General features: G+C 70.3%; 16 protein-coding genes. 2 read left to right on the top strand and 14 right to left on the bottom strand.

What is annotated here, in order from left to right:
* Window position 1 precedes the first annotated feature (1 nt).
* From ACN469_RS13400 to ACN469_RS13375, 6 genes are all read right to left on the bottom strand, one after another.
* On the bottom strand, window positions 2–3,607 hold the full coding sequence (locus tag ACN469_RS13400; protein ID WP_498767794.1) for a flagellar motor protein: 3,606 nt from the start codon (window positions 3,605–3,607) through the stop codon (window positions 2–4).
* A 68-nt stretch (window positions 3,608–3,675) separates the two neighbouring features.
* A complete protein-coding gene (locus ACN469_RS13395; protein ID WP_498767792.1) occupies window positions 3,676–5,580 on the bottom strand; it encodes a hypothetical protein in 1,905 nt (634 codons plus the stop codon).
* Between the two features lie 43 nt (window positions 5,581–5,623).
* Window positions 5,624–7,288 (bottom strand): TolB family protein, encoded by a 1,665-nt coding sequence (locus ACN469_RS13390; protein ID WP_498767790.1) that lies wholly within the window; start codon window positions 7,286–7,288, stop codon window positions 5,624–5,626.
* Window positions 7,289–7,537: 249 nt separating this feature from the next.
* Window positions 7,538–8,506 (bottom strand): FecR family protein, encoded by a 969-nt coding sequence (locus ACN469_RS13385; protein ID WP_498767788.1) that lies wholly within the window; start codon window positions 8,504–8,506, stop codon window positions 7,538–7,540.
* Window positions 8,507–8,542: 36 nt separating this feature from the next.
* Window positions 8,543–10,390, bottom strand: a complete 1,848-nt coding sequence (locus tag ACN469_RS13380) for a sensor histidine kinase (protein WP_498767786.1) — start codon at window positions 10,388–10,390, stop codon at window positions 8,543–8,545.
* Window positions 10,387–13,713, bottom strand: coding sequence for a response regulator (locus ACN469_RS13375; protein WP_498767784.1), 3,327 nt, complete (start codon window positions 13,711–13,713; stop codon window positions 10,387–10,389). The genes ACN469_RS13380 and ACN469_RS13375 overlap by 4 nt, the downstream gene beginning before the upstream one ends.
* 199 nt (window positions 13,714–13,912) lie before the next feature.
* On the opposite strand from ACN469_RS13375, the gene lexA reads away from it, so the two are divergent.
* Window positions 13,913–14,578 carry a transcriptional repressor LexA gene (gene lexA, locus ACN469_RS13370; protein ID WP_498767782.1) on the top strand — a complete coding sequence of 222 codons (666 nt, stop codon included), beginning with the start codon at window positions 13,913–13,915 and terminating at the stop codon, window positions 14,576–14,578.
* A 15-nt stretch (window positions 14,579–14,593) separates the two neighbouring features.
* On the opposite strand, the gene ACN469_RS13365 is transcribed toward lexA, so the two are convergent.
* The 4 genes from ACN469_RS13365 to surE form a co-directional block, all read right to left on the bottom strand.
* On the bottom strand, window positions 14,594–15,730 hold the full coding sequence (locus ACN469_RS13365) for a tetratricopeptide repeat protein (RefSeq protein WP_498767780.1): 1,137 nt from the start codon (window positions 15,728–15,730) through the stop codon (window positions 14,594–14,596).
* 15 nt (window positions 15,731–15,745) lie between these two features.
* Window positions 15,746–16,825: a hypothetical protein gene (locus tag ACN469_RS13360; RefSeq protein ID WP_498767778.1), complete on the bottom strand. Its 1,080-nt coding sequence runs from the start codon at window positions 16,823–16,825 to the stop codon at window positions 15,746–15,748.
* 140 nt (window positions 16,826–16,965) lie between these two features.
* On the bottom strand, window positions 16,966–17,919 hold the full coding sequence (locus tag ACN469_RS13355; RefSeq protein ID WP_498767776.1) for a peptidoglycan DD-metalloendopeptidase family protein: 954 nt from the start codon (window positions 17,917–17,919) through the stop codon (window positions 16,966–16,968).
* A 2-nt stretch (window positions 17,920–17,921) separates the two neighbouring features.
* Window positions 17,922–18,704 (bottom strand): 5'/3'-nucleotidase SurE, encoded by a 783-nt coding sequence (gene surE, locus ACN469_RS13350; protein ID WP_498767893.1) that lies wholly within the window; start codon window positions 18,702–18,704, stop codon window positions 17,922–17,924.
* A gap of 79 nt (window positions 18,705–18,783) precedes the next feature.
* Between surE and ACN469_RS13345 the strand changes: the two genes are divergently transcribed.
* Window positions 18,784–19,851 carry an ADP-ribosylglycohydrolase family protein gene (locus tag ACN469_RS13345; RefSeq protein ID WP_498767774.1) on the top strand — a complete coding sequence of 356 codons (1,068 nt, stop codon included), beginning with the start codon at window positions 18,784–18,786 and terminating at the stop codon, window positions 19,849–19,851.
* Window positions 19,852–19,977: 126 nt separating this feature from the next.
* On the opposite strand, the gene ACN469_RS13340 is transcribed toward ACN469_RS13345, so the two are convergent.
* The 4 genes from ACN469_RS13340 to ACN469_RS13325 form a co-directional block, all read right to left on the bottom strand.
* Window positions 19,978–20,154 carry a hypothetical protein gene (locus tag ACN469_RS13340; protein WP_498767772.1) on the bottom strand — a complete coding sequence of 59 codons (177 nt, stop codon included), beginning with the start codon at window positions 20,152–20,154 and terminating at the stop codon, window positions 19,978–19,980.
* 385 nt (window positions 20,155–20,539) lie between these two features.
* Window positions 20,540–20,965, bottom strand: a complete 426-nt coding sequence (locus ACN469_RS13335; RefSeq protein ID WP_498767770.1) for a type II toxin-antitoxin system RatA family toxin — start codon at window positions 20,963–20,965, stop codon at window positions 20,540–20,542.
* Between the two features lie 33 nt (window positions 20,966–20,998).
* Window positions 20,999–21,967 carry a class II fructose-bisphosphatase gene (glpX, locus tag ACN469_RS13330; protein ID WP_498767768.1) on the bottom strand — a complete coding sequence of 323 codons (969 nt, stop codon included), beginning with the start codon at window positions 21,965–21,967 and terminating at the stop codon, window positions 20,999–21,001.
* Between the two features lie 13 nt (window positions 21,968–21,980).
* Entirely contained in the window at window positions 21,981–22,391 is a 411-nt protein-coding gene (locus tag ACN469_RS13325; RefSeq protein WP_498767766.1) for an acyl-CoA thioesterase, read from the bottom strand.
* Window positions 22,392–22,416: the final 25 nt, after the last annotated feature.

Raw genomic sequence — 22,416 nt, 5'->3', positions numbered from 1 at the left:
CCTAGTAGGCGAGCTCCGCCCGGAGGTAGAGCCGGTCCTGATCTTCGGACGACTCGGAGCCCAAACCCAAACCGCTGAAGCCCAGCAGTGTGTACCCGACAGCCATTCGGAGCTTCTCATCCATCCGATATGCCACTTCCGCACGCACCGCTGTCAGTCGGTCACCTTCCGGTGAAGCCGTCCGACGGGCCAGCTCCGCCGCCACTTCCAGCCCGCCCACCACGCGGACCGCCGGGCGCACCGTGCCCGTCCACACCCACCGCGAGGAGCCTTCCAGGCGGCTGTGTCCCGCGTGCAGCCCCGCCGCCACCGAGAACCTGTCGCCCAGGCGCACCGCGGGCAGCAGGGAGAGAATCTGCAAGGCCCTGTCGCCAAACGCGGCCCGCGTGCCCGGCAGCAGCTCCCGCGTGACACCGTAGCGAGCCACCACGAGCCACGGGCCGGGCCGCCACGCCACCGCCGCGTAGCCTTCGAGCAGGCGAGCCTCCAGCGCGTCCTCGTTGAGGGTCCGCGCGAAGTCCACGCGGCCAGAAGCCGTCACGTCGCGCAGCAGCTCCGCCTCGGCGGCCAGCGCCACCACCGTCTGGAGCCGGTCCACCGGCTGGGTCGCGCCGCGCTCCGGCGTGCCCTTCTCCCTCCGCAGCTCGAAGCGGCCTTCCAGCCGGAGTCGGGCCAAGAGCAGCTGGCCGAAGACACCGCCCGCATCGCGCCGCAGCGGAGGATTCACATCCAGCAGGCTGCGCACGCCGCGCTCGTAGCGCGCCCCCACGCTGAAGCCGTCCAGCACTGTCTTCTGGAGCCCCACTGCTCGCGACAGCCGCACGGACGTCGCGTCATGCAGGCCCACCTCCTCGACGAACAGGGCGGTGCCGCTGTCGGGCAGCTCCGTGCGAGCCCCCGTGAGCGTCCGGCCCGCGCCGAAGTCCGGCCCATCCACGTCCACCGAATAGCCGCCGTAGTACACGTCCGAGCCACGACGTGACTCCACGTTGGCCCACGCACGAGGCCCCAGCTCCGGGCCCCAGCCGCCACGCACACCCACGCGCGTGTCGCGTCCCAGCTCCACATCCACGCCCGCCGCGCTGAACGTGTCATCCACCCGGCCCGGCCCCGCGCCATGCAGGGCCAGCTTCTGGCGATGCGACGCCTGGAGCCAGAGGCCATCGAGCAGACGGTAGCGGCCCGCGACGCCCACGGAGGTGCGTCCACCCGTCAGCGCGTCACCCTGCCCCACGCTTTCCGCCGCCTTGAGCCGGGCATCCCTCGCCTCCACGCTCACGCCCCAGGTGGACTCCTCCCAACCCACGCTCGCGCCCACCGTGCTCGCGGAGAAGGGGTTGTCCACGAAGGGCTCACGAGGGTCCGCCGAGTTCCTCCCATCCGCGAGCAGTGACAACCGCAGCCGCCCCACGGGCTGGCGCAACCGCAGCGCGAGTTGCTGGAAGCGCGCCGCGTCCAGATGCGCGCCGTCCGAGAAGCCTCGTCCGCGCCAGCGATAGGACGCATCCACGGAGCCATCGCCCCACAGTCCCGGTCCGCGCATGCGCAGCCCGAGCGCCTCGCCGCCCGTCGCCAGCCCCGCGCCAGGACGCAGGAAGCTCAGGCCGCCGTCGTCGGAGACGCCGAACACGGCCGAGTCCACCGCCATGCCGCGACTGGACGCCGCCTCCGCCTCCAGCGAATACGCGCCCAGTCGAGCCGAGCCCCGGCCCGAGTAGAGCGTGTACGGACGGCCCTCGCGACCTTCTCGCACCGCGGCCAGGCCCACGCGCGCACCGCGCCACTCGGCCCACACCTCTCCGCCACCGGAGTCCTCGGTGCCCGTCGTGCGCAGCGCCGCGTAGTCGACGACGAGCACCGGCTCCGGGGCCTCCGTCAGCATGTCGGTGCGCAGGAAGGTGTCACCGGCGAGGAACGACAACGGCCGGGACAGCAGGATGCGCCCCGCGAAGTAGTCGATGTCGTAGTCGCGTCCGCGCACCAGGTGGCGCTCGGCCAGCGGCAGCCCGGTGACTCCGTCGCGCACCTCCACGCGCAGCAGCTCCGAGCCCTCCGCCACCGACACCGCGCCCAGGTAGAAGAGGCTTCCGCCCGTGGCGCGCAGCTCCTCGTGCGCGGGAACAGCCGAGAGCCCTCGCGTCGGATCCGTGAGGCTGCCGCCAAACGCATCCACACCCGCGCGGAGCCCTGGGCCCTTCACGCTGGAGGTGGTCAGCTCCGCATAGGGGCCGAAGAGAGGACGATGGTAGCGGCCCACCTCACGGTCCTGCACCAGCGCGCGGTACGTGCCCAGACCCACGCGGCCGTAGTCGGGGTGACGTGCCTCCGCCCGGAGCCGGGCCTCGGAGGAGTTCGGCGTCAGCGACACCGAGTCGTCGCCCCACTCCTCCGGCGAGAAGTCCGGGTCCGCCACGCGGTCGAAGCGCTCGGGGACGCGAGGACGCAGCCAGTCTGGAAGCTCGGCGCCGCGCAGCGTGTGGCCATCCGTGTCGCGAAGGTCCACCTCGCCCACCACGTCCACCGGACCCAGGCGCAGCTCCGCATGCGCGGAGCCTCGGCCTCGGAGTTGGAAGTCGCTGTCCGCCGGCGCGAAGCTCGCCTCGACGTCCAGCAACCCCACGGCGAACGGCCTCGGCTTCGCGAGGATGTCCACCACCACCTCGTGAGCGGAGCCACCGGGCGGCGTCAGCATCAGCGACACGCGGTTGTTCCCCGATGCCAGTGTCACGGGGACCTCCACGCGGCCGTCGGCGTCGACCACGGAGGGCTCGCCCTCGGGACCTCGCACGGCGGTCCCCGAGGGGGCCTCCACCTTCAGCCGGGTGACTCCGCTGGCCGCGGCCTCGTCACGCGCGGCGGGGAGCTGGAACGCGCCCAGGAGCACCAGGGGCCTCGGCACCACGAGCCAGCCTTCGGCGCGGCGCACGACATCGACATGCTGAAGGGAGACGCGCACCTTGCCATCCGGAGCCGTGGCCTGGAGGACCAGCGTGTTGTCACCCGCGATGAGGGGAACCGAAGCGCTCCACCCTCCGCTCGCATCCACCTCCGCGTCGACTCCACCGATGCGCACGCGGTCACCCACGGCGGCCCGTCCGGCGACCCGGAAACGCACGGCGCCCTCGCCGGAGACCACGTCCGCCACGGGCGGCACCCGCGAATAGGACAGCTCCAGCGGTGGCGCATCCGAGGCCCGGCTGCGCACGGCGAAGTCCTGGAGGACGACAGCGCCCCAGGGCACCTCCACCGTGGCGGCCTCCGGAGTCACCTGACTCGCGGCCGGCAGTGAGCGCGGGTCCACCTTGAGGCGATGACGCCCCGGGCGCAGGTGAAGTCCTCGCGTGGCGTCCGGCATGCGTGAGTCCACCCCGGTGAGGTGGAAGCGTCCGCGCGAGTCGGTGCGCACCTCGCGTCCCGTCGTCAGCACCAGCCGCACGCCCGCGACACCTGGCTCGTCGACGCCGCAGAGCCCGTCTCCATCCACGTCCAGACACACGCGTCCGGCGATGGTGGAGGCCAGCGAGGGAACGTCCATGGACACGCCCTGCCCCCAGGCCGTCCCCGCGCACAGCAGCACGCCGAGCACCAGCAGGCCCGAGCGCCTCATGGGCGCACCTCGACGAGCAGCGAGGGCACGCCCACGAACACGCCCTGTACCCAGCAGGCCCGAGCGCCTCATGGGCGCACCTCGACGAGCGCGGTGACACCCGTGGCCACGTCCGCCACGGAGACACTCACCGGACGCGTGGCGCGCACCGTGAAGGACGTGCGTCCCTCGCGGACCTCTTCGCCCTCACGCGCTCCGTCCGACAGCGCGACATGCACCGCGCGCCCCTCCAGCACGCGCCCGCGCGAGTCCTCCACCCAGTACGTCACGCGCGTGCCTTCCCTGCGAAGCCGCACGTTGACGGGGACCTCGGGCGCCAGGCGCACCTGCTGCGAGACGGCCTCGGGCACGAGCGGCACATCCAGCGGATACGCCAGGCCCTCGCCACCCAGCACATGGACGGTGCGCACCAGCCCCGTCCACAGGCCATGCGCCACCAGGTGCGCGCCCGGAGACAACGTCCCGAGGGACACCGTGCCATCCAGACCCGTGGTCAGCTCGTGTCCATCCAGGCGCAGCGGCTGCGAGGGCACCGGCAGCCCGGCCAGGTCCGACACGCCCGCGTACAGCACGCCTCCACGCGGCCACACGGCGATGCGCGCCGGCTCGCTGCCCACCGGTCCCCACGCCCGCGCGCTCAGCGTCACCTGCTCCTCTCCCCCGGAGACCGGCGGCTGCCAGGCGCTCGCGAAGTCGCCGGGCGCGGACTCCACCGGCGGCGTGAAGTCCCCTTCGGGTGCGGCGAGAGACAACGTCGCGCCGGGGCGAGGACGTCCCAGCGAATCCCGCGCGCGCAAAGTCACCTGGGCCTGGGCACCACGATGCACCAGCGACTCCGACACGGACATGGACAGCTCCGTCACCGGTCCCTGCATCAACTGGAGCGCCAGCACCTCGCGAGAGCCCGCGCCACGCTGAGGCCACGCCGCTTCGATTCGCTCGTCATCGCCGAGCGTCCGAGGCGCCGTGTAGAGCCACTCCAGCATGCCGCCCGCCGCGCGCGACGGGCCCTTGAGGACACCCCGACGCGCCTGCGCGGTCACCTTCGCGTCCTCCACCGGCTTGCCCAGCGGGTCGCTCGTCGCGCACAGCAGCCGCGCCCGCGACACACCATCCGCGGGAAGTCGCTGCGGCTGAAACACACACGCGAGCCCGTCGGTGGGAGGCAGGTTCAAGTCGATGTTCTCTCGCTTGGCGTTGCCCGCCCGGTCCACCACGCGACCCTGGCCGAAGCGATGTCCCGGCGGCACGACGATGGGGAGGCGGAAGCGGCCATCCGCGCCCGCCGTCACCGGACCAAAGGTCGCGCCGGCGATGTCGATGGAGATGCGCGCGTCCGGCTCCGTCGTGCCCGGCAGGTTCACCGACGCGGCCAGCGGCACCAGCACGCGCCCGTAGGCCCCGTGCACGGACTGCGGACTGGGCCACGCGGAGAACGCGACGAGGATGGCCACCTCGGGATGCCGCGTGTCCGGGAGGATGTAGCGCGCCCGATACATTCCAGGTGCGACACGCTCCAACCCTTCCACCCGGCCGGTGCTCACTCGCACCACGGGCGGCGCGCCGCTGTCGTCGGCCGTGCCATCCGGCCGCAGCATGCTCACCGTGAGCACCGCCTCCTTGTCGCGGCCCTTCACTGGCGCGGCGGGCTCCAACCCCAGCTTCACCTCGGTGGCGGGAGGCCCGAGCACATAGCGAGCCTGCGCCTCCAATCCATCCACGCGCGCGCGCACCAACACGTCGCGCGCCCCCGCGCGAGGCACGACGACGAAGGTGCGAAGCGGAGGCTGCGCGAGTCCCTCATGCAGCTCCGCGCCCTCCGCGGTGACGGTGGGAGTGCCCACCAGCGGCACGGGCACTCCGGCCGCATCCTTGCGCACCACCGCCACGGGGAAACCCTCTGGCGTCACGGCGGACGACGGCCCAAGCAGCTCCAGTGTGTCGGCTCTGGCCGAAGCACACACGCACAGCAATAGAATGGCGGGGAGCGGAAAATGTTTCAGGACGCCAGGAAGTCTACAGGGCCCGTCCTCTTCGCCGAAGCCCCTTCCGCGAAACCACCACCGAGACTCGCCGGGGTCGCGCCAGCCACAACGCCACCAGCACCAGTCCCGCCGCCGCCACCGACGTGCCACCCGCGCTACAGCCTGCTCCACGCTCGTCGCTCAGCGGCACGAAGGTCAGGGATGACACCCCACCCACCTCGAGCGTGAGGGGTGCCACGTAGTGCCCCGGGATGCGCTCCTCCCCCGCCACCGGCTGCGTCACACCGCACTCGGACGCGGTGCCGTAGATGCGGATGCGGAAGGAGCTTCCGGGATTTCCTGAGATCAGCGCGGCCAGCCAGGTGTTGCCATCCAGGGTGACGTCGCGAGCCACCAGCGACACGGTGGGCTTGAAGCGGGACGGGTCGACGATTTCAGCGCCGTCCAGCCACACCCAGCCGGAGGTGGCGCGCTCGCCGCTGTACCCGTTGTCGACACACATCACACCCGCGCCCCGGCCGTAGAAGCCGAGCGACACCGCATTGGGCTGGCCCGTCGTCCGCGCCACTTCCAGCGCGGCGAGCAGCGGCGTCGTCCCAGGCTGCGTGCACACCACCTCCGCCGTCCGAGTCGGCGCCGAGGGCGTCACGTCCTCGCACGGGCCATCTCTCGGGAGCTTGAACGTGAACGAGCGCACGTTGAAGTCTCCGTTCTCCGCCACCGTCCACACCACGCGCACGGTGCCGTCGGAGGACACGCTCAAGTCATTGAGGTTCTCGTTCTCCGGCGACTGGGTGAGCATGTAGAGCGTCTGCGTGTCCAGGTCGTAGAGCGCGATGTCGAAGTCGCCCTTCGCCGGGTCCTTGCGCTCGAAGGCAATCAACGAGCCGCTGATGCTGGGATTCGCGTCCAGCCCCGGCAGCGCGAGTCGCTGCTCGGTGCCACCATTCACCGGCTTCCAGTAGATGTCCCGGTCCGACACACCGTCCACCGTGCGCGTGCTGGCGTAGACGACGATGTCTCCGTTGGTGTCGGGCTGTGACTCCTCGCCCTCGCTGCCGGTGAGCGCCTGCGAGTTGAAGCCATTGCCGGCCCAGCGCGCCTGCCAGATGTCGCAGTGCTGGCCCTGGGCATCGCACTTGGCCCAGACCACCGTCTTCCCATCGGGGGCCACGGAAGGCGTGCGGTCCAGCATGCGGTCATCCGTGAGCCGAGTGAGCGTGCCCTGGTCCAGATCGAAGAGGGCGATCTCCGGCTCCAGCGTGCTGCCGGTGTAGCCGAAGTCCTGCCACGCCACGGTGCGGCCACCAATCACCGCCGCCCGTCGGCTGCTGCCCGCCTGGGGCGCCAGTTCCACCGGCGCTTGCGCCTTGCCCACCTCGAACGTGTAGATGGCGCTGGAGGTGCTGACGCGGGTGAACACCACGGTGCTTCCGCTGATATCCGACACGAAGTCGAACGCACCGTTGTTCGGAATGGCCTCGTCCACTCCGGACACCAGGTCGTGGTAGCGAATCTCGCTCGTGCCACCGGACTCGCTCGTGTAGGCGACCAGGGCCCCGCTCACGTGAGGGTCCGTCTGGTCTCCGGGCCCGCCGTTCACCACCTTGGCGGACCCGGTGAGACTGCCGACTTGAGGGGAGGCGGGGGACAGCGCAGGCAGCAAGCACGTCACAACGGCGAGAGCGCGCAGCATTTGAAACCACCTTCCCGGGGGGACTCAGGAACGACAGACCCATGGCCCGCACAAGGCGCAGTGGGTCCGGAATGCTCCCCGGAGCGTGCTTCCCACGGCGGTCACGGCCGGCCGGACTTCAGGCCCCGCGGCTTTGCGCACCAAGCCTTTCGGCCAGGATTGCCCTTGAACAGGAACGACTGTGGTTCAGAGTCTAGGGAGACCCCCTGCCAGGGGTCAAGCCGACCGCTTGCCCGCATGCTCCTGGGTTCAGGGAGATGCTTCGCTTGCCTGATTCCAGATGTTGGGGTCGGTCTTCAGCGAAGGAGGCCGGGTGTCGACGATGAGCTCGGCCTTCTCGCGCTGCTCGACACGTCCGACGCCCACCGCGCGCACATCCACGGTGTTGGAGCCCTCGCGCAGCTTCACCTTGCGCTCGAAGCGGCCGTCCGCGTCGGCGAGCACGCGCACGTCGTTCACCTGCACGCGGCTGCCGGGCGTCGTCTGGCCCTTCACGACGAGCTCCTTCTCGCGACGGGTCCGCTCGGAGGGCCAGTCCACCTTGAGCAGCAGGCTGGTGGGAACGGCCGCCGGCTCCGACGGGGCCTGACCGGGACGGATGACGGACTGCTGACCCGCGCGGACGATGACGACCTTGCCCTGGCCGAGCAGGGTCACCTCGCCCTCGCGCGTGCCGACGGCCACGGTGCCCTGGCCGTTGTTGCTCATGGTGAAGGCACCGGCTTCGTGCAGGGTGGCCACCGCGTCGCTCTGCGCGGCCTTCACCTCGAAGGTGTGGCGCTTGCCGGGACGCACGACGGCCGTCGCCATACCGTCGGCGAGCAAGATGCGGGACACCGACGCGGTCAGCAACTCCACGGACGCCTCGGTGCCCGGTTCCATGCGGAACTCCACCGCCTCGCCGCCGATGAGCACTGCGTACGAGCCATCATCCGTGCGCACCTTGTCGTGGCGCCGCAGGGCCATGCCCACCGAGGCCTTGCGCCAGGTGCCATCGCCCTCCTTCACCTCCACGGTGCCCGTCACCTCGGTCAGCTCCAGCTCCATCGCCTTGGGCACGACGGGCGCGGCCACCGGCTCCACGAGCGGGGCGGGAGGAGGAGGTGGCGGAGGCGGCTGGCGCAAGAAGACGAACCACCCCAGCGGCAGGGCCGCGAGGATCAACGCGAGGCCGATGAAGAACGGCGTCTGGCGCCGGGAGGGGCGAGGCTCAGCCATGGAGTCCCTCTAGCTATCACAGCCGGAGTGGGATGCTCAGGCCCTCGGCAGCTCGACGGTGAAGCAGGCCCCCTGCCCTACTTCCGAGCGAACAGTGAGCGTCCCACCCGCCTCCGTCACGACGCGCCAGGCCACGCTCAACCCCAACCCCACGTTGGACCACACGTCCTTCGTGGTGAAGAAGGGCTCGAAGATGCGCGGGCGGATGTCGGGAGAGATGCCCTTGCCGGTGTCCTCCACCTCCAGGAACGTGCGGCCGTCGCGCTGGCCGGTGCGCAGGGTGAGCCGCCGCGTGGGCGACTTCATCATCGCAGTGCGCGCGTTGGACAAGAGCGCGAGGATGACCTGGGACAGGTGCCCCGGGTCGGCGCGAACGCGACTCAGGCCTGGCGACAACTGGGTGGCAAGTGTCACGCCGTCACTGAGAATCTGGTGCTCCGTGAGGCTGAGCGCGTCGCGCACCACGGCGTTGAGGTCCACCGGGCGCATGTCCGCGCGCTCGCGCTGCTGGGAGAAGCGCAGGAGGTTCTGGGTGATCTCCTTGCAGCGCTTGGCGCTGTGCTCGATTTTGCGCAGCGTCTCCAAGTCCGGGTCCGACGAGCCTCGGTCCAGCATGAGCAGCTGCACGTTGCCGAGGATACCGGCCAGCGGGTTGTTGATTTCGTGCGCCACGCCCGCGCCGAGCTGTCCCACCGCCGCCAGCTTCTGCGCCTCGAGCAGCTGGGCCTGAGCGCCGCGCAGCTCGTTCGTGGCCTCGTCCACACGCACGCGCAGCTCGTCATTCCACCGCAGCATCCTCGCGCGGGCCGACTCCAGCTCCTCGCCCATGCGGTTGAAGGTGGTGGCCAGCTCGCTCAGCTCGTCCTGTCCCTCCACCTTGACGCGCCGGCTCAGCTCTCCGCGCCCGTAGGCCTCCGCGCCCTGGACGACTTCGTCCAGCCTCCGGTTGAGCCGCCGCGTGAAGAGCGCGCCCAGGCCCAGCAGGACGAAGAAGGCGCCGCCGATGGACGCCAGCACCGTGCGCCGCATGGCATGCACCGGTGCCAGGGCGGTGGCCTCGTCCACCTCCACCACCACGTCGAAGCGCAGGCCCCGAGCCACCCGGGCCACGCTCACGCGCCGGGGCGGGCCCTCCACGCGGAAGCTGCGGACGAGGTCCGGCTCCGGGGCCGTCGGCGTCAGCAGATGCGCGGCCAGCTCCCGGGCCAGCGGCGTCATCCTCCGCGCGGGCTCCGAGCTGGCGAGGATGCGCCGGTCCTCGTCGACGAGGTCCACCCGGCCCAGCGCGCCCTGGGGACGGCGAAGCAACGCCTCCTCCAGCGGCTCGAAGACAATCTCCGCCAGCGCGAAGGGCGCATCCTCGCCCTCGGCCAGCTTCACGGCCACGGCCACCGCCGCGCGCCCGCTCTCCGCATGGACGTAGGCGCCGCCGAGCGCCGCCTGGCCCTTGCCGCCGCCGCGAAGCTGCTGCACGGGCACCGAGTCGACCATCCGCGTCAGCCCGTCCACCTGGAAGGCGGGGTGGCCCTCCACGCCTCGCGGCTGGAACACGGGCGTGCCCAGCGGACGGCCCTGTGCGTCGAGCTTCAGCACCGCGCTCACCGCCGACGACTGTCCGTAGAGCAGCCGCAGCCCGCCCACCGTCTCCGCCTCCGTGGCGGCCTGCCAGTCGATGAGCTCGGCGGAGCGCGCCAGGGCGTCCACCACCTCCATCAACGTGGCGCCCACGGCCTCGGCGGCGGCGGAAGCCTGGGTGCGTTGCTCCGCGTCGATGCGAGCAGCGAGCTCCGCCTCGGCGCGTGAAAGCAACAGGAAGCCGACCGCGGCGAGCGGCAGCACCGTCGCGGCGAGCATGAACAGGACCAGCTGCTGGTAGAGCCTCACCCGGCGACGGAGCGTACCACCTGCTCCCGGTCACTGCGCAGATAGACGGAGCCCTGGATGGCCTTGGCCCGCTTCTTCATGTCCGCCGCGCGGCGAGCAAGCTCCGCGTGGTCCTGGGTGCCGTCCGTCATCACCGCGACGATGGACACGCTCATGATGGGGAAGCGCCGCCGCTCACCGTAGCGGTCATCCGCCTCGATGTGGCCCCGCTCCCTGTCTTGCCGGTCGTAGTAGAGCGGGATGATGCGGTCGAAGGTCTCGATGGCCGTCTGACAGACGCGGTCCACCGACTCCGGCGCGGCGATGAAGACGAAGTCGTCTCCAGCCACGTGGCCCAGGAAGTCTCCGGGCAGGCCTTCCTGCGCGAAGATCTCGCGCATCAAGTCGCCCGTCTGCCGCACGACGCCGTCGGCCTTCGCGAAGCCGTAGTAGTCGTTGTAGGCCTTGAGGTTGTCCAGGTCCAGGTAGCAGAACGCGAACGGCCGCCGCGCCACGAGCCGCCGCTGCACCTCGCGCTCAATCGCGGTGGAGCCCGGAAGCTGCGTCGTCGGAGAGGCCGACAGCTCCTGCTCCTTGCGGCGCAGCACGCTCTCCACCCGGGCGCCCAGCTCCAACGCGTCGAAGGGCTTGGTGAGGTAGTCGTCGCCGCCCAGCTTGAGGGCGCGCACCTTCGAGGACGTCTCCGCGCGGGCGGAGATGAAGATGACGGAGATGTGGCCGCTGGCGCGCTCGGCCTTGATCTCCTCCAGGAAGAGGAAGCCGTCGCCGTCCGGCAGCGTCACGTCCAGCAGGATGACGTCCGGCCGGCGCTCACGCAGGGCGCGGCGCCCCTCTTCCAGCGAGCCCGCCACCACCACGTCGAAGCCGATGTTCTCCAGCACCTCGCGGCAGATGGCGGCGATCTTCACGTCGTCGTCCACCACCAGCACGCGGCCATGGGCCGGGCCCGCGCGACCGCGCACCAGCGAGTCCACCGTGGCCAGCAGCTTGTCCGGCATCAGCGGGCGCACCAGGAAGGCATCCGCCCCGGCGCGGAAGGCGCGCTGGCGCTCGTCGAAGGCTGACGAGAGGAGCAGCGGCGCGCGCCGCGTCTCCGGGTCGTGCCGGAGAATCTCCGCCAGCCGCAGCCCGTCCACGTCCGGCAGCCGCACGGACACCAGCACCATGTCCGGATGGTAGGTCCGCGCGCTCGCCATGCCGTCTTCCGCGTTGAACGCCAGCCGCACGTCGTAGCCACGCGCGGACATCAGCGCCTTGGCGATGTAGCCGACCTCCGGCTCGCCCTCGATGACCAGCACCCGGCCCCGGCTCTCGCGGCGTCGGGGGCCCGGCGCTTCACCCGCATCGTCGGACTGACGCAGCTCCGGGGGCGGCTCGGTGGGCAGCACCGCCATGAAGCGCACGCCGTCCGCGCACGGCTCACACCAGATGCGGCCACCATGGGCCTCGACGATGTTGCGGCAGATGGCCAGGCCCAGGCCCGTGCCGCGCACGGTGCGGTTGGCCTTGGTGCGGGCCTGCTCGAAGCGGTCGAAGATGCGCTCCAGGCTGTCCTCGGCGATGGGGTCGCCGCTGTTCCAACAGGAGAGCACCACGTAGCCGGGGAGGCTGGACGTGGCGTGCAGCTCCACGCGCACCTCGCCGCCCTCCGGGGTGAACTTCACCGCGTTGTTGAGCAGGTTGTTGAGGACCTGGTTGAGGCGGTTCGGGTCGGCGATGACGCGCAGCGGATGGCGCGGCAGCCCCGGCGTCACCTGCACGCGCTTCTCACCGAAGGCCGGCCCGTACTTCTCCACCACCCGTTGGACCAGCTCGTCCAGGTAGGCGACCTCGAAGTTCATCCGCAGCCGGCCCTTGGCGAACTTCGACAAGTCCAGCAGGTCGTCGACGATGGTGTTGAGCTTCTCGGTCGAATCCCGGGCCAGCGACAGGTAGCGGCGCTGGCGCTCGTTGATGTCGCCGGCCATGAAGTTGAGCACCAGGTCCAGCGCGCCGGAGATGGACGTGAGCGGCGTGCGCAGCTCGTGGCTCACCATGGAGACGAACTCGTCCTTGCGCTCCTCCAGCCGCTTCTGGTCGGTGATGTCGCGCAGCACCACGCACACGCCGCGCAGCGTGCCGCGCGCATCGCTCACCGGCGTGGTGGTCGTCTGCACGTGCCGGTCGAAGAGCTTCACTTCCTCGCGCAGCACCTGCGTGCCGCTGTACTCCCAGCCGCGCACCAGGTGGAAGGGCTGGAAGCCCAGCCGCTCCTCCATCATCCGGCTGGTGTGCTCCGTCGGGTCATCCCCCACGCGCAAGAGCCGCCGCGCCGCCGGGTTCATCACGACGATGTCGTTCTTCTCGTCGGTGAGCACCACGCCGTCGGCCATGGACTCCACCATCCGCTCCATGCGGTGGCGGGCCTCTTCCTCCGCCGAGCGCAGGGACTGGATGGCGTCCGCGGTCTGGTTGGCGAGCACGTCCAGCAGCACGCCGTCGTCCTCGGTGAAGGCGTCCGCGCGCTGGCTGAACAGCGACAGCATGCCCACCGGACGTCCACCGGCGACCAGGTTCACCGTGAGCTGGCTGGGGTACACGGCGGGCGCCGCCGCGTCCTGCGTCGTCGTCCCCGCCACGCGGGTGATGACCCGGTCCTCCGGCAACAAGAGGCCGCTGCTCTTGCGGTACGCGCCGAGCATCGACTCCTTCACGCCCAACAGCGCCTGCTCGCCCACGGTGCCGTGACAGCGCAGCCGCAGCGTCGCGCTGCGCGACTCGTCCGGGGCGATGAGCGCCGCGCCGCAGTCGTACGGCAGCACGCGCGCCACGGCGATGAGCACGCGGTCGATGATGTTGTCGTAGCTGGCCGGATCATTCGCGCTGGCCCGGCTCACCTCGTAGAGCACGAACAACGCCTCCACGCGCTGGTGGAGCTGGCGGATGAGCCGCTCCTTGTCCCGCCGCAGCTGCGTGTACTCCACCGCGTTCTTCACGGTGATGAGCAGGTCGTTCACGTCCCAGGGCTTGGTGATGTACCGGTACACCTGCCCCTTGTTGATGGCCGCGATCAGGTCATCGGGGTCGGTGAAGCCCGTCAACAACAGCGTGGTGACGTCGAACCCCTCCGCGCGCGCGGTCGCCGCCAGCTCGATGCCCGTCATCTCCGGCATCCGCTGGTCGGTGACGAGCACGTCCACTGACTCGCGACGTAGGACTTCCAACGCGGCCTGACCGCTCAAGGCCGTGAGGACGCGATACCGGCGCTGGAACATCCGCGAAAGGATGTCCAGGACGTCGGCTTCATCGTCGACGAAGAGCAGCGTGTGGCGGAGCTCGGACAAAGCAGGCGGAATTGTACGTCGAGATCATCGACTGCCCTCAAGAACTGAGAATGCCGAAAAGTTCGACACACACTGAGGGTGCGCACGGGGGACACTGAACAGATTGACTCTACACGTATGTTCAGGGAAAGTGGACACTGAAAGCCTGTTGCCTGGGGACCTGCCCCAAGGGAATCAGGCCGGCCGAGCGAGGGAGCGCATGGAAGAGCTGACGGACCGCCAGCGCGAGATTCTCAGCTTCATCGTGAAGGAGACGGAGACTCGCGGATTCCCGCCCACCATCCGGGAGATTGGCGAGCACATGGAGATCCGCTCCACCAACGGGGTGAATGACCACCTGAAGGCGCTGGAGCGAAAGGGCTACCTGAACCGGGGCGAGCAGCAGAGCCGCTCCCTGGTGCCCACCAAGCGAGCGCGGTTGCTGCTGGGCCTGGGGGCCAAGCGCGACGCGGGCATGGTGGAGGTCCCCCTGCTGGGCAAGGTGGCGGCCGGCGCGCCCCTGCTCGCGCAGGAGCACATGGAGGACTCGGTCAAGATCGACAGCTTCCTCCTGGGCGGCGTGAATGGCCGGGAGGTCTTCGCCCTGCGGGTGAAGGGCCAGTCGATGATCGACGACGGCATCCACGACGGCGACTACCTCTTCGTGAAGAAGACGCCGGCGGCCAATCCGGGCGACATCGTCGTGGCGCTCATCGAGGACGAGGCCACGGTGAAGCGCTACTACCCGGAAGGCGAGCGCATCCGCTTCCAGCCGGCGAACGCCACCATGCAGCCCATCTACGTGAGCCGGACGGAGTTCCGCTCCACGATGATTCTGGGCCTGGTGGTGGGCGTCTACCGGAAGATGCAGGGCGGGCGCGCGTAGCGTCGTCGCGGGCCCTCAGGGGCACTTCTTCACGCGAGGGTCCGCCGCCAACGCGCGCGCGCAGGCGGCCTGCACCAGTGCGGGGTCCTTCAGCTCCCGGGCGAGTCGCGCCGTGGTGAGCTGGAGGTCCACGTCCTTCACCATGTCGTGCTCCGCGCTGAGGCTGCCGAGGATGCGCAGCGCGTCCGGCTTGCGCTCCATGGTGACGAGCAGGTCGGCCAGCTCCCGCAGCTCGCGCACGTCGTTGCCCTGCACGGACTCGAGCGCCGCGGCCAGCTCCTGCTCCGCGCCCTCCTTGCTCTTCATGGCCAGCTGGATTCGGGCCAGCGCCACGTGGACGATGGCGCGGTCCTTCACGCGCAGGGATTCCTTGTACGCGTCAATGGCGTCACCCGGCTTGTCCAGTTGCAGGTGGATGGTGCCGACCAGCTCCCACAGCGTGGGGTCCCTGGGGGACTTGCTGGCGGCTTCCTTGTAGGCAGCGGCTGCCTCCGGCAGCTTGCTCGCGCGCACCAGGGCATCTCCCAGCGCGGTGAGGACGCCGGGCGAGCGCACGCCCTCGTTGACGGCCTTCTGCGCGAGCGCGAGGATCTCCGGCTGACGGCCCACCTTCGTGAGCACCTCCGTGGTGCGGAGGATGAGCTCCGACTTCACCTGGCCCGAGGAGACGTTGGCGGCCAGGACGAAGTGGCGGATGGCCTCGTCGTTCTCGCCCTTCTTGAGGTGGATTTCGCCCAGCTGCTCCAGCGCGTTGTAGTCGTTGGGGTACAGGCCCACGGCCTTGCGCAGGGAGCTGAGGGCCTCGTCGGGGCGGCCGAGCTGGGCCTGGACGAAGCCCAGGCGGCTCCAGTTGGTGGAGCGCTTGGGGTCCAGCTTGAGGGCGGCCTCGAACTCGGTGGCGGCCTCAGCGAGCTTGCCCATGGAGAGGAAGACCTCGCCGCGCGCGGCGGGCAGCCGCGGATCATTGGGCGCAAGCTTCCGCATCTCCTCGAAGGACGCGAGCGAGGCCGTGAACTCGCCCTGGAGGTACTCGGCGGTGCCCTTGATGTAGAGGCCCTCCGCGTGGTCCTTGGGAGTCACCGTGGGACTGTCGTCACAGGCGGAGGTGGCGAGCAGGGCAATCAGGGACAGGGAACGCAAGCGCGTGAACATGGGGGGCTCCGAATCCTAGAAGTGGTACGCGATGCCCAGGTTGAGGTCCAGATTGAGGCCATCTCCGAGCTTGGACTCCGCGAGTCCGAGCACGGCCTGGGCCACATTGGTACCGGCCTCGAGCTGGACGCCGACGTGTCCGGCGATGAGGTACTCCAGCCCGAGGAAGCCGACGACGGTGGGCAGCGGCCCGGTGGACTGGAAGATGCCGAAGTCGCCGAAGGACAGCTGCACGCCCAGGCCGAAGCCCCAGTAGGGGCGCAGCGACTTCTCCACGTTGTGGTAGTGGCGCGCGCCGACGACGCTGGGCAGCACGTTGAGGCCGCCCTCGGCGCCCTCGGTGTCGGAGCGCAGGTAGGAGAAGCCCACCTGGACGAAGCCGAGCCACTCCGGGTGGAACCAGTAGCCCACCTCCAGGTCGGCGCCTGGATTGAAGTTGGCCAGCTTGTCGACGAAGTTGTTGTTGATGCGCAGGCCCAGCGAGAGGCCACCTCCGCCGACCATCGGAGCCCCGCCGATGAGCGGGCGCGCGCTCTGGCTCACGCCAGGAGCCACCAGCTCGGCGACCAGCGCGTCGGCGATGGCGTACACGGTGGGGAACAAGGTGTCCGCCTCGGGCGACTCCGCGCGCGGCTTGGACAGGCTCTCCTCGCGCTCGGTGTCGAGGAGATTGGCGGTGAGCAGGTACGACTCCCCGAAGCGGTCCACGCGGCCGATGATGACGAAGCGCGCGCCGGTGAGCTTGGAGAGGTCCTTGAGGCAGGCGCCGCGCTCACACGAGGACTTGAGGTCGACGAGCTGCTGACGCTGGGCCTCGTTGAGCGAGGCGTCGACGTCGCGTTGCGAGACGACCCACAGGCGCGGAGCCTCGGCCAGCCGCCCGGTGATGAGCGAGGTGACGCCCGTCGCGGAGTCCCGTGCGGACGCGTTGGCATCGAACCCGAGCACCGCGACGCTGAGGGGCGCCTCTTCCTTCGCCGGGGAGGCCACGGCGGGCGCGGGTTCGGGCTCGCTCGACGGGGAGAACACCTGGGCTCGCGCAATCGAGGAGAGCAGGACGAGGAGGACGACGAGGGGTGCGAAGGTGTGCGGCACGGCGCGGCACTCTACCCTCCCCTGGCCCCAGCCCGGAGGGCCCCACGGGCCCTGACGCCTGAATTCGCGCGGCCCACCGTCCAGGCCGGCGAGGGAGGGAGCAAGCCCCCGTCTCCGGAGCCTGAGCCCGGGGCCCGCGCTCAGGTGGACGGCATCGGCCCCAGGTAGTCGAGCGGATCCACCGGCTTGCCATCCACGCGCAGCTCGAAGTGCAGGTGCGGGCCGGACGTCTTGCCGGACTCGCCCACGGTGGCGATGACCTGCTCCCGGCGCACCTTCTGCCCGGTGCGCACGCGCAAGTCCCGGTTGTGCGCGTAGAGCGTGATGAGCCGGTTGGAGTGCTCGACGATGACGATGTTGCCGTAGCCCTTCTGCTCGCCCGCGTAGAGCACGGTGCCTTCCTGGGCCGTCTTCACCGGCGTGCCCGCGGGCGCGGCCAGGTCGATGCCGTCGTGCGGCTCGCGGCCCTTCTTCCCGAAGCGCCCGTACAGGACACCCCTCAGGGGCCAGTCGATCATCCCCTGCGTGGCCAGCCGGGGACGGGCCGCGCCAGGACGCGACGCGGGCCGACGGGGAGGCTCCTCGCGTCGCGCCACCACCTGCCGGGGCGCCGTTCCCGTGGACGTGCGCACCGGCTCCGGGTCCGCTTCGGCGGCCAGCGTGTCCGACGACTCCACCGGCACGCTGCGCTCCACGCCGGGAATCGTCAGCTCCTGGCCCACCGACAGCGCACGAGCGTCCTTGATGCCGTTGGCGGAGGCCAGCTCGTCCACCGTGAGGCCGTACGTCTTGGCGATGCGGTACATCGTCTCGCCTGGGGCGACGCGGTGCCGCACGGACACCAGCTCTGGCTCCGCGTGCGCGGACCGCAGGGCGAACGGCAACGCGCCGTTGCGCGGGGGCGGCGTGGACGCTCCAGCGGCACGGGCCGGCGTCGCCCCCGGCACCTCGGACGGCGCCTGGGACTTCGAGTCCACCAGCGTCAGCTCCGTCCCCGGAGCGGAGGCCCGGGTGCCCGCGCAGCCCGCGACGAGCACGGGCACGAGGAGAACCAGGAGCGCCCTACCCGCTCGGATGGAGATGCCCGGCCGCAACGCTAGGCACCATCCGGCTCGTGTCGGACGAAGTCCTGGAGGCTCCAGCCTTCCAGTCCCTCGAGCTGACCATGGTCCGTCAGGTCCAGGTGCAGGGGCGTCACCGAGACCCGCTTCGACAGGTGCACGGCGTTGCAGTCACTGCCTGGAATATCCTCGTGCTGATAATCGCTGCCGCCAATCCAGTAGTACTTCCGGCCGCGAGGGTCTTCCTTCTCCACCACGCTGTAGCCGTACGAGTGCCGGCCCAGGCGCGTGACGCTGTAGCCCTCCGGCTCCACGCCGCCGGGGATGTTCACGTTGAGCAGCATCCGCTTGGGTAGGGGACGCGCCAGCGCGGCGGTCACCAGCGAGCGGGCGAACCGCGCGGCCGGTCCGAAATCGAACGAGCCCCTGGCCACGAGGCTGAAGGCGATGGCGGGAATCCCGAGCAGGGCCCCCTCCATCGCCGCGGCCACCGTCCCCGAGTAGGTGACGTCTTCGGCCAGGTTCGAACCGTGGTTGATGCCGGACACCATGAGCGTGGGGCGATCATCCTTCAGGAGATGGACGATGGCCAGATAAGCGCAGTCGGTGGGGGTCCCGTCGACGGCGAACCACCGCTCCCGGATCTCCTTGATGCGCAGGGGCCGGTGCAGGGAGATGGCATGGGACGCGGCGCTCTGCTCGCGGTCCGGCGCCACCACCCATACCTCCCCCAGGGGACTCACCGCCTCCACCAGTGCCTGAAGTCCTTCGGAGAAATAGCCGTCGTCGTTGGACACGAGGATGCGTGGTTTCCGCATAGCCGCGCGGTTGTAGAGGAGCCCCCGAGCATCGGCAAGCACGCTCACCGGCGGCGCTGTTACAGTGTCCACCCGCCGAATGCCGCCGCCCCGTCGCCGCAATGCCCCTCAGGGGCCCGACCCGCTCATCGCCCAGCGACGCCGGGGAGCCCTGCTCGGCCTCGCCGTGGGCAACGCCCTCGCCGTGCCCACCGCGCACCGTCCCCTGCAGGCCTCCGCCTTCCCCACGCTGGCGGACGGGCCGTACGACAGGATGATGGGCGGAGGCCCCCAGAAGCTGCTCAAGGGCCAGGTGACGGAAGAGGTCCATCTGGCCTGTTGCCTGGGGCACAGCCTGCGCGACTTCAAGGGCTACGACGCCGCGGACGCGCTGCGCCGCTACCGGGCCTGGCAGCCCCACGCCTTCGACGTCAGCGAGGCCATGAAGGAAGTGCTGGAGGACTGCCAGGCCGGCCTGTCGCCCCTGGGCTCGGGCAAGCGCGTGTGGCTGCGAGGCCACCGCAAGGCCGTGGGCGCCGGCAGCCTCGCGCGCTGCGCGCCGCTGGGGGTGTACCTGGCGAGCGACGCGAAGGCCCGGACCCAGGCCGCGCTGGAGGACTCCGCGCTCACCCACTACGACCCGCGCTGCCAGCTGGCGTGCGCCGCCTTCACCGCCGCGCTCGCCAAGGCCGCGACGACGGGCGAGGGGCTCAAGCCCGAGGACCTCCTCACCGCCGCGGAGTCCGGCATCCTGCTGGCCGGCGCGGCACTGGGGCGCTCCGCCCCCGACTACGTCCAGGAGGTGGCCTTCGCCTCCAGCCTGCTGCGCGAGGACCTGGCGCGCGCCCGTGACGATGACCCCTGGCTCTACGGCCCGGACCTGCACGTGCACCGCGCCCCGCACGCCATCCACGTCGCCTTCCGGCTGGCCTTCTGGGAGCTGCTCCACGCCCCCACGGCCGAGGCCGCCCTCATCGACGTCATCCACCGGGGCGGCGACACCGAGGTCCACGGCGCGGTGACGGGCGCGCTGGTGGGCGCCTTCCACGGAGAGGAGGCCCTGCCCGCCGAGTGGCGCAAGCAGGTGCTGGAGGCCCTGGGCACGGTGAAGGGGCCCCTCTGGGACGTCTACCACCCACGGCACCTGCTCAGCCTCGTGCCCGCCTGACGCGCTCGCCCGTGCGGGGCGGTGTGGGGCTCCAGAGACACGAAGCCCGCGGGGGACCGTCCTCAAGGGGACGCCCGCCGCGGGCTCGTTGCCACGTCAATGCGGCCTGGGGGCCGCGTCTGTCACTCAGGCCAACAGGTCGATGACCACCACGCCCCGCTGGGGCTTCTCTTCCTCGGGTTCAGTGCGGCGACGCGGGCGGTCGTCGGGCATGGGCAGCGGCAGCTCCACCACGGGCCTGTCGTGCTCCTCCCGGCGGCGCTCCCTGCGCTTGATTTCTTCGATGATGAAGGCGTCGAGCATGGGTTTCCGTCTCCCCTCAGCCTACGTACCCCGATGTACGCCCGCCGTCCCGCCCAGAAATCACTGCGACCACTCTCAGATGCAAATTAAGAACCCCGGTTCCGCGCTGGGTACGTTGCCGCCATCTCGCCCGGTTGCTCGTCCACCATCCGACATCCGAGCCAGGGGAACCGTGGCGTAGATGTCATGGAGACCCGAAACTTCCGGTCGGGATGGTGTTGATTCTAATGCCCTCGCGACGGCCCGCAAGCGGACCGCGTCCCGACACACCTCCGGCACTCGGGGCGGCAAGGCGCCCGGCGGGAGGGCCTGCCCGCCTGTCTACTCCCAGGCGGGTGGGGTCAGCGAGAGACCTGGAGTCCAGACGGACCCCTGGCTGCCACTTTCAGGCAGCCTCGGCGCGGCGCTTGAACGCCTCCAGCATCTTCGGCAGCGAGGTGTCGACCAGGGCGTTGACGACGGCCTTGGGCACGAGCAGCCCCAGGGCCATCTCCACGTTGTAGGTCGCGCGCGTCTTGCCCTCGCCCTCGGGCTCCAGCACCCAGCTGCCCTTGTTGTCCTTCATGACCTCGCCCTCGATGAAGGTCCAGGACATGCGGCGGGGGCGCTCCTCCACCACGCGGATGGAGTAGCGGACCGTCTTCATGACGTCGACCTTGTAGTGGACGTCGACGGTGTTGTCCTTCCGGTTCGCGGTGCGGGTCTCCTTCACCTCGGAGAGGAACTCCGGGTAGCGCTCGTACTGGGTGATGACGTCAAACACCTTCTCGATGGGGGCGTTGATGACGATGGTCCGCGTGGCGCCAGGCATGGTGTCGGTCTCCGAGAGCGTCGAGGGGACAGGCTAGAAGGCAGCGTAGCCCGGCTTCTTGTCGAACTTGTGCAGGGACTGGATGAAGCGCACGGTGCTCGTCTTGCTGCGCATCACCACCGAGTGCGTCTCGCAGCCACCGCCGAAGAAGCGCACGCCCTTGAGGAAGTCGCCGCTGGTGACGCCCGTGGCGGCGAACATCACCTCGCCCCGAGCCAGCTCCTCGGCGGCGTAGATCTTCGTCATGTCGGTGATGCCCATCTTCTTGGCGCGCTCGATTTCGCCCGGGTTGCGAGGCACCAGCCGGCCCTGCATGTCGCCGCCGGTGGCGCGGATGGCCGCCGCGGCGATGACTCCCTCGGGCGCTCCGCCGGTGCCCATCAGCACGTCCACGCCCGTGCCCTCGAAACAGGTGGCGATGGCGCCCGCCACGTCACCGTCCTCGATGAGCCGGATGCGGGCGCCCGCCGCGCGGATCTCCTTGATGAGTTCCTGGTGGCGCTCACGGTCCAGGACGACGACGGTGAGGTCCTCCACGTAGACCTTCATCTTCTCCGCGACGGCGCGCAGGTTCTCCGTGGGGCTCTTGCGCAGGTCGATGGCGCCCCGGGCGCGCGGGCCCACGGCCAGCTTCTCCATGTACGTGTCCGGCGCGTTGAGCAGCCCGCCCTTGCTGGCCATGGCCACCACGGTGATGGAGCCCGGACGGCCGTAGGCGCACAGGTTGGTGCCCTCCAGCGGATCCAACGCGATGTCCACGGCGGGGTCACCCTCGCCGCGTCGGCCCACCTTCTCGCCGATGTAGAGCATGGGCGCCTCGTCGCGCTCGCCCTCGCCAATGACGATGGTGCCGTCGATCTGCAGCGAGTCGAAGGCGCGGCGCATGGCGTCCACGGCGGCCTGGTCCGACTCGTTCTTGTCGCCGCGGCCCATCAGTCGGGCGGAGGCGATGGCCGCCATCTCGGTGACGCGCACGACCTCCATTGCAAGGTTGCGATCCATCGTCTGTGCTCCTTCAGGTTCCTGCGTTCGGATGTTCCAGCAGCCGGGCCAAGGACTCCGGCAACCGCGTGGGCTTGCCGTCGCGCCCCACGCATGCGTGCAGGGTACGACCGGTGCACAGCAACGTGCGCGGTTCGCCCTCGCGGAAAAGCTCGTAGGTGAACACGACCGAGGCCCGGCGCAACTCACTCACCGTCGCGCGGATGGTGAGCACGTCGTCGTAGCGCGCGGGGGACTTGTACGCGCAGCTCGCCTCCGCCACCGGCAGCATGAAGCCGGTGCTCTCCAGCTCCCGGTAGCTGCCTCCGCGCGCGCGGAAGTACTCGCTTCGGGCGAACTCGAAGTAGCGGAAGTAGTTCGCGTAGTACACGACACCCATTTGATCGGTGTCGCCGTAGATGACGCGCAGTCGGGCCTCGACCATGAGGGCGCGGACCGTAGCAGGGGCT

Source organism: Corallococcus terminator, assembly GCF_049194865.1.
In the GTDB taxonomy this organism is placed as follows: domain Bacteria; phylum Myxococcota; class Myxococcia; order Myxococcales; family Myxococcaceae; genus Myxococcus; species Myxococcus terminator_A.
Note: the sequence above shows the minus strand (reverse complement) of the source record. Positions and strands in the feature narration are given on the sequence as shown.

Bases quoted from the DNA above. Each gene is read 5' to 3' on its own strand.
- ACN469_RS13400 (WP_498767794.1), bottom strand. From the start codon at position 3,607: ATGAGGCGCTCGGGCCTGCTGGTGCTCGGCGTGCTGCTGTGCGCGGGG.
- ACN469_RS13390 (WP_498767790.1), bottom strand. From the start codon at position 7,288: ATGCTGCGCGCTCTCGCCGTTGTGACGTGCTTGCTGCCTGCGCTGTCC.
- ACN469_RS13385 (WP_498767788.1), bottom strand. From the start codon at position 8,506: ATGGCTGAGCCTCGCCCCTCCCGGCGCCAGACGCCGTTCTTCATCGGC.
- lexA (WP_498767782.1), top strand. From the start codon at position 13,913: ATGGAAGAGCTGACGGACCGCCAGCGCGAGATTCTCAGCTTCATCGTG.
- ACN469_RS13365 (WP_498767780.1), bottom strand. From the start codon at position 15,730: ATGTTCACGCGCTTGCGTTCCCTGTCCCTGATTGCCCTGCTCGCCACC.
- surE (WP_498767893.1), bottom strand. From the start codon at position 18,704: ATGCGGAAACCACGCATCCTCGTGTCCAACGACGACGGCTATTTCTCC.
- ACN469_RS13345 (WP_498767774.1), top strand. From the start codon at position 18,784: ATGCCGCCGCCCCGTCGCCGCAATGCCCCTCAGGGGCCCGACCCGCTC.
- ACN469_RS13340 (WP_498767772.1), bottom strand. From the start codon at position 20,154: ATGCTCGACGCCTTCATCATCGAAGAAATCAAGCGCAGGGAGCGCCGC.
- ACN469_RS13335 (WP_498767770.1), bottom strand. From the start codon at position 20,965: ATGCCTGGCGCCACGCGGACCATCGTCATCAACGCCCCCATCGAGAAG.
- glpX (WP_498767768.1), bottom strand. From the start codon at position 21,967: ATGGATCGCAACCTTGCAATGGAGGTCGTGCGCGTCACCGAGATGGCG.
- ACN469_RS13325 (WP_498767766.1), bottom strand. From the start codon at position 22,391: ATGGTCGAGGCCCGACTGCGCGTCATCTACGGCGACACCGATCAAATG.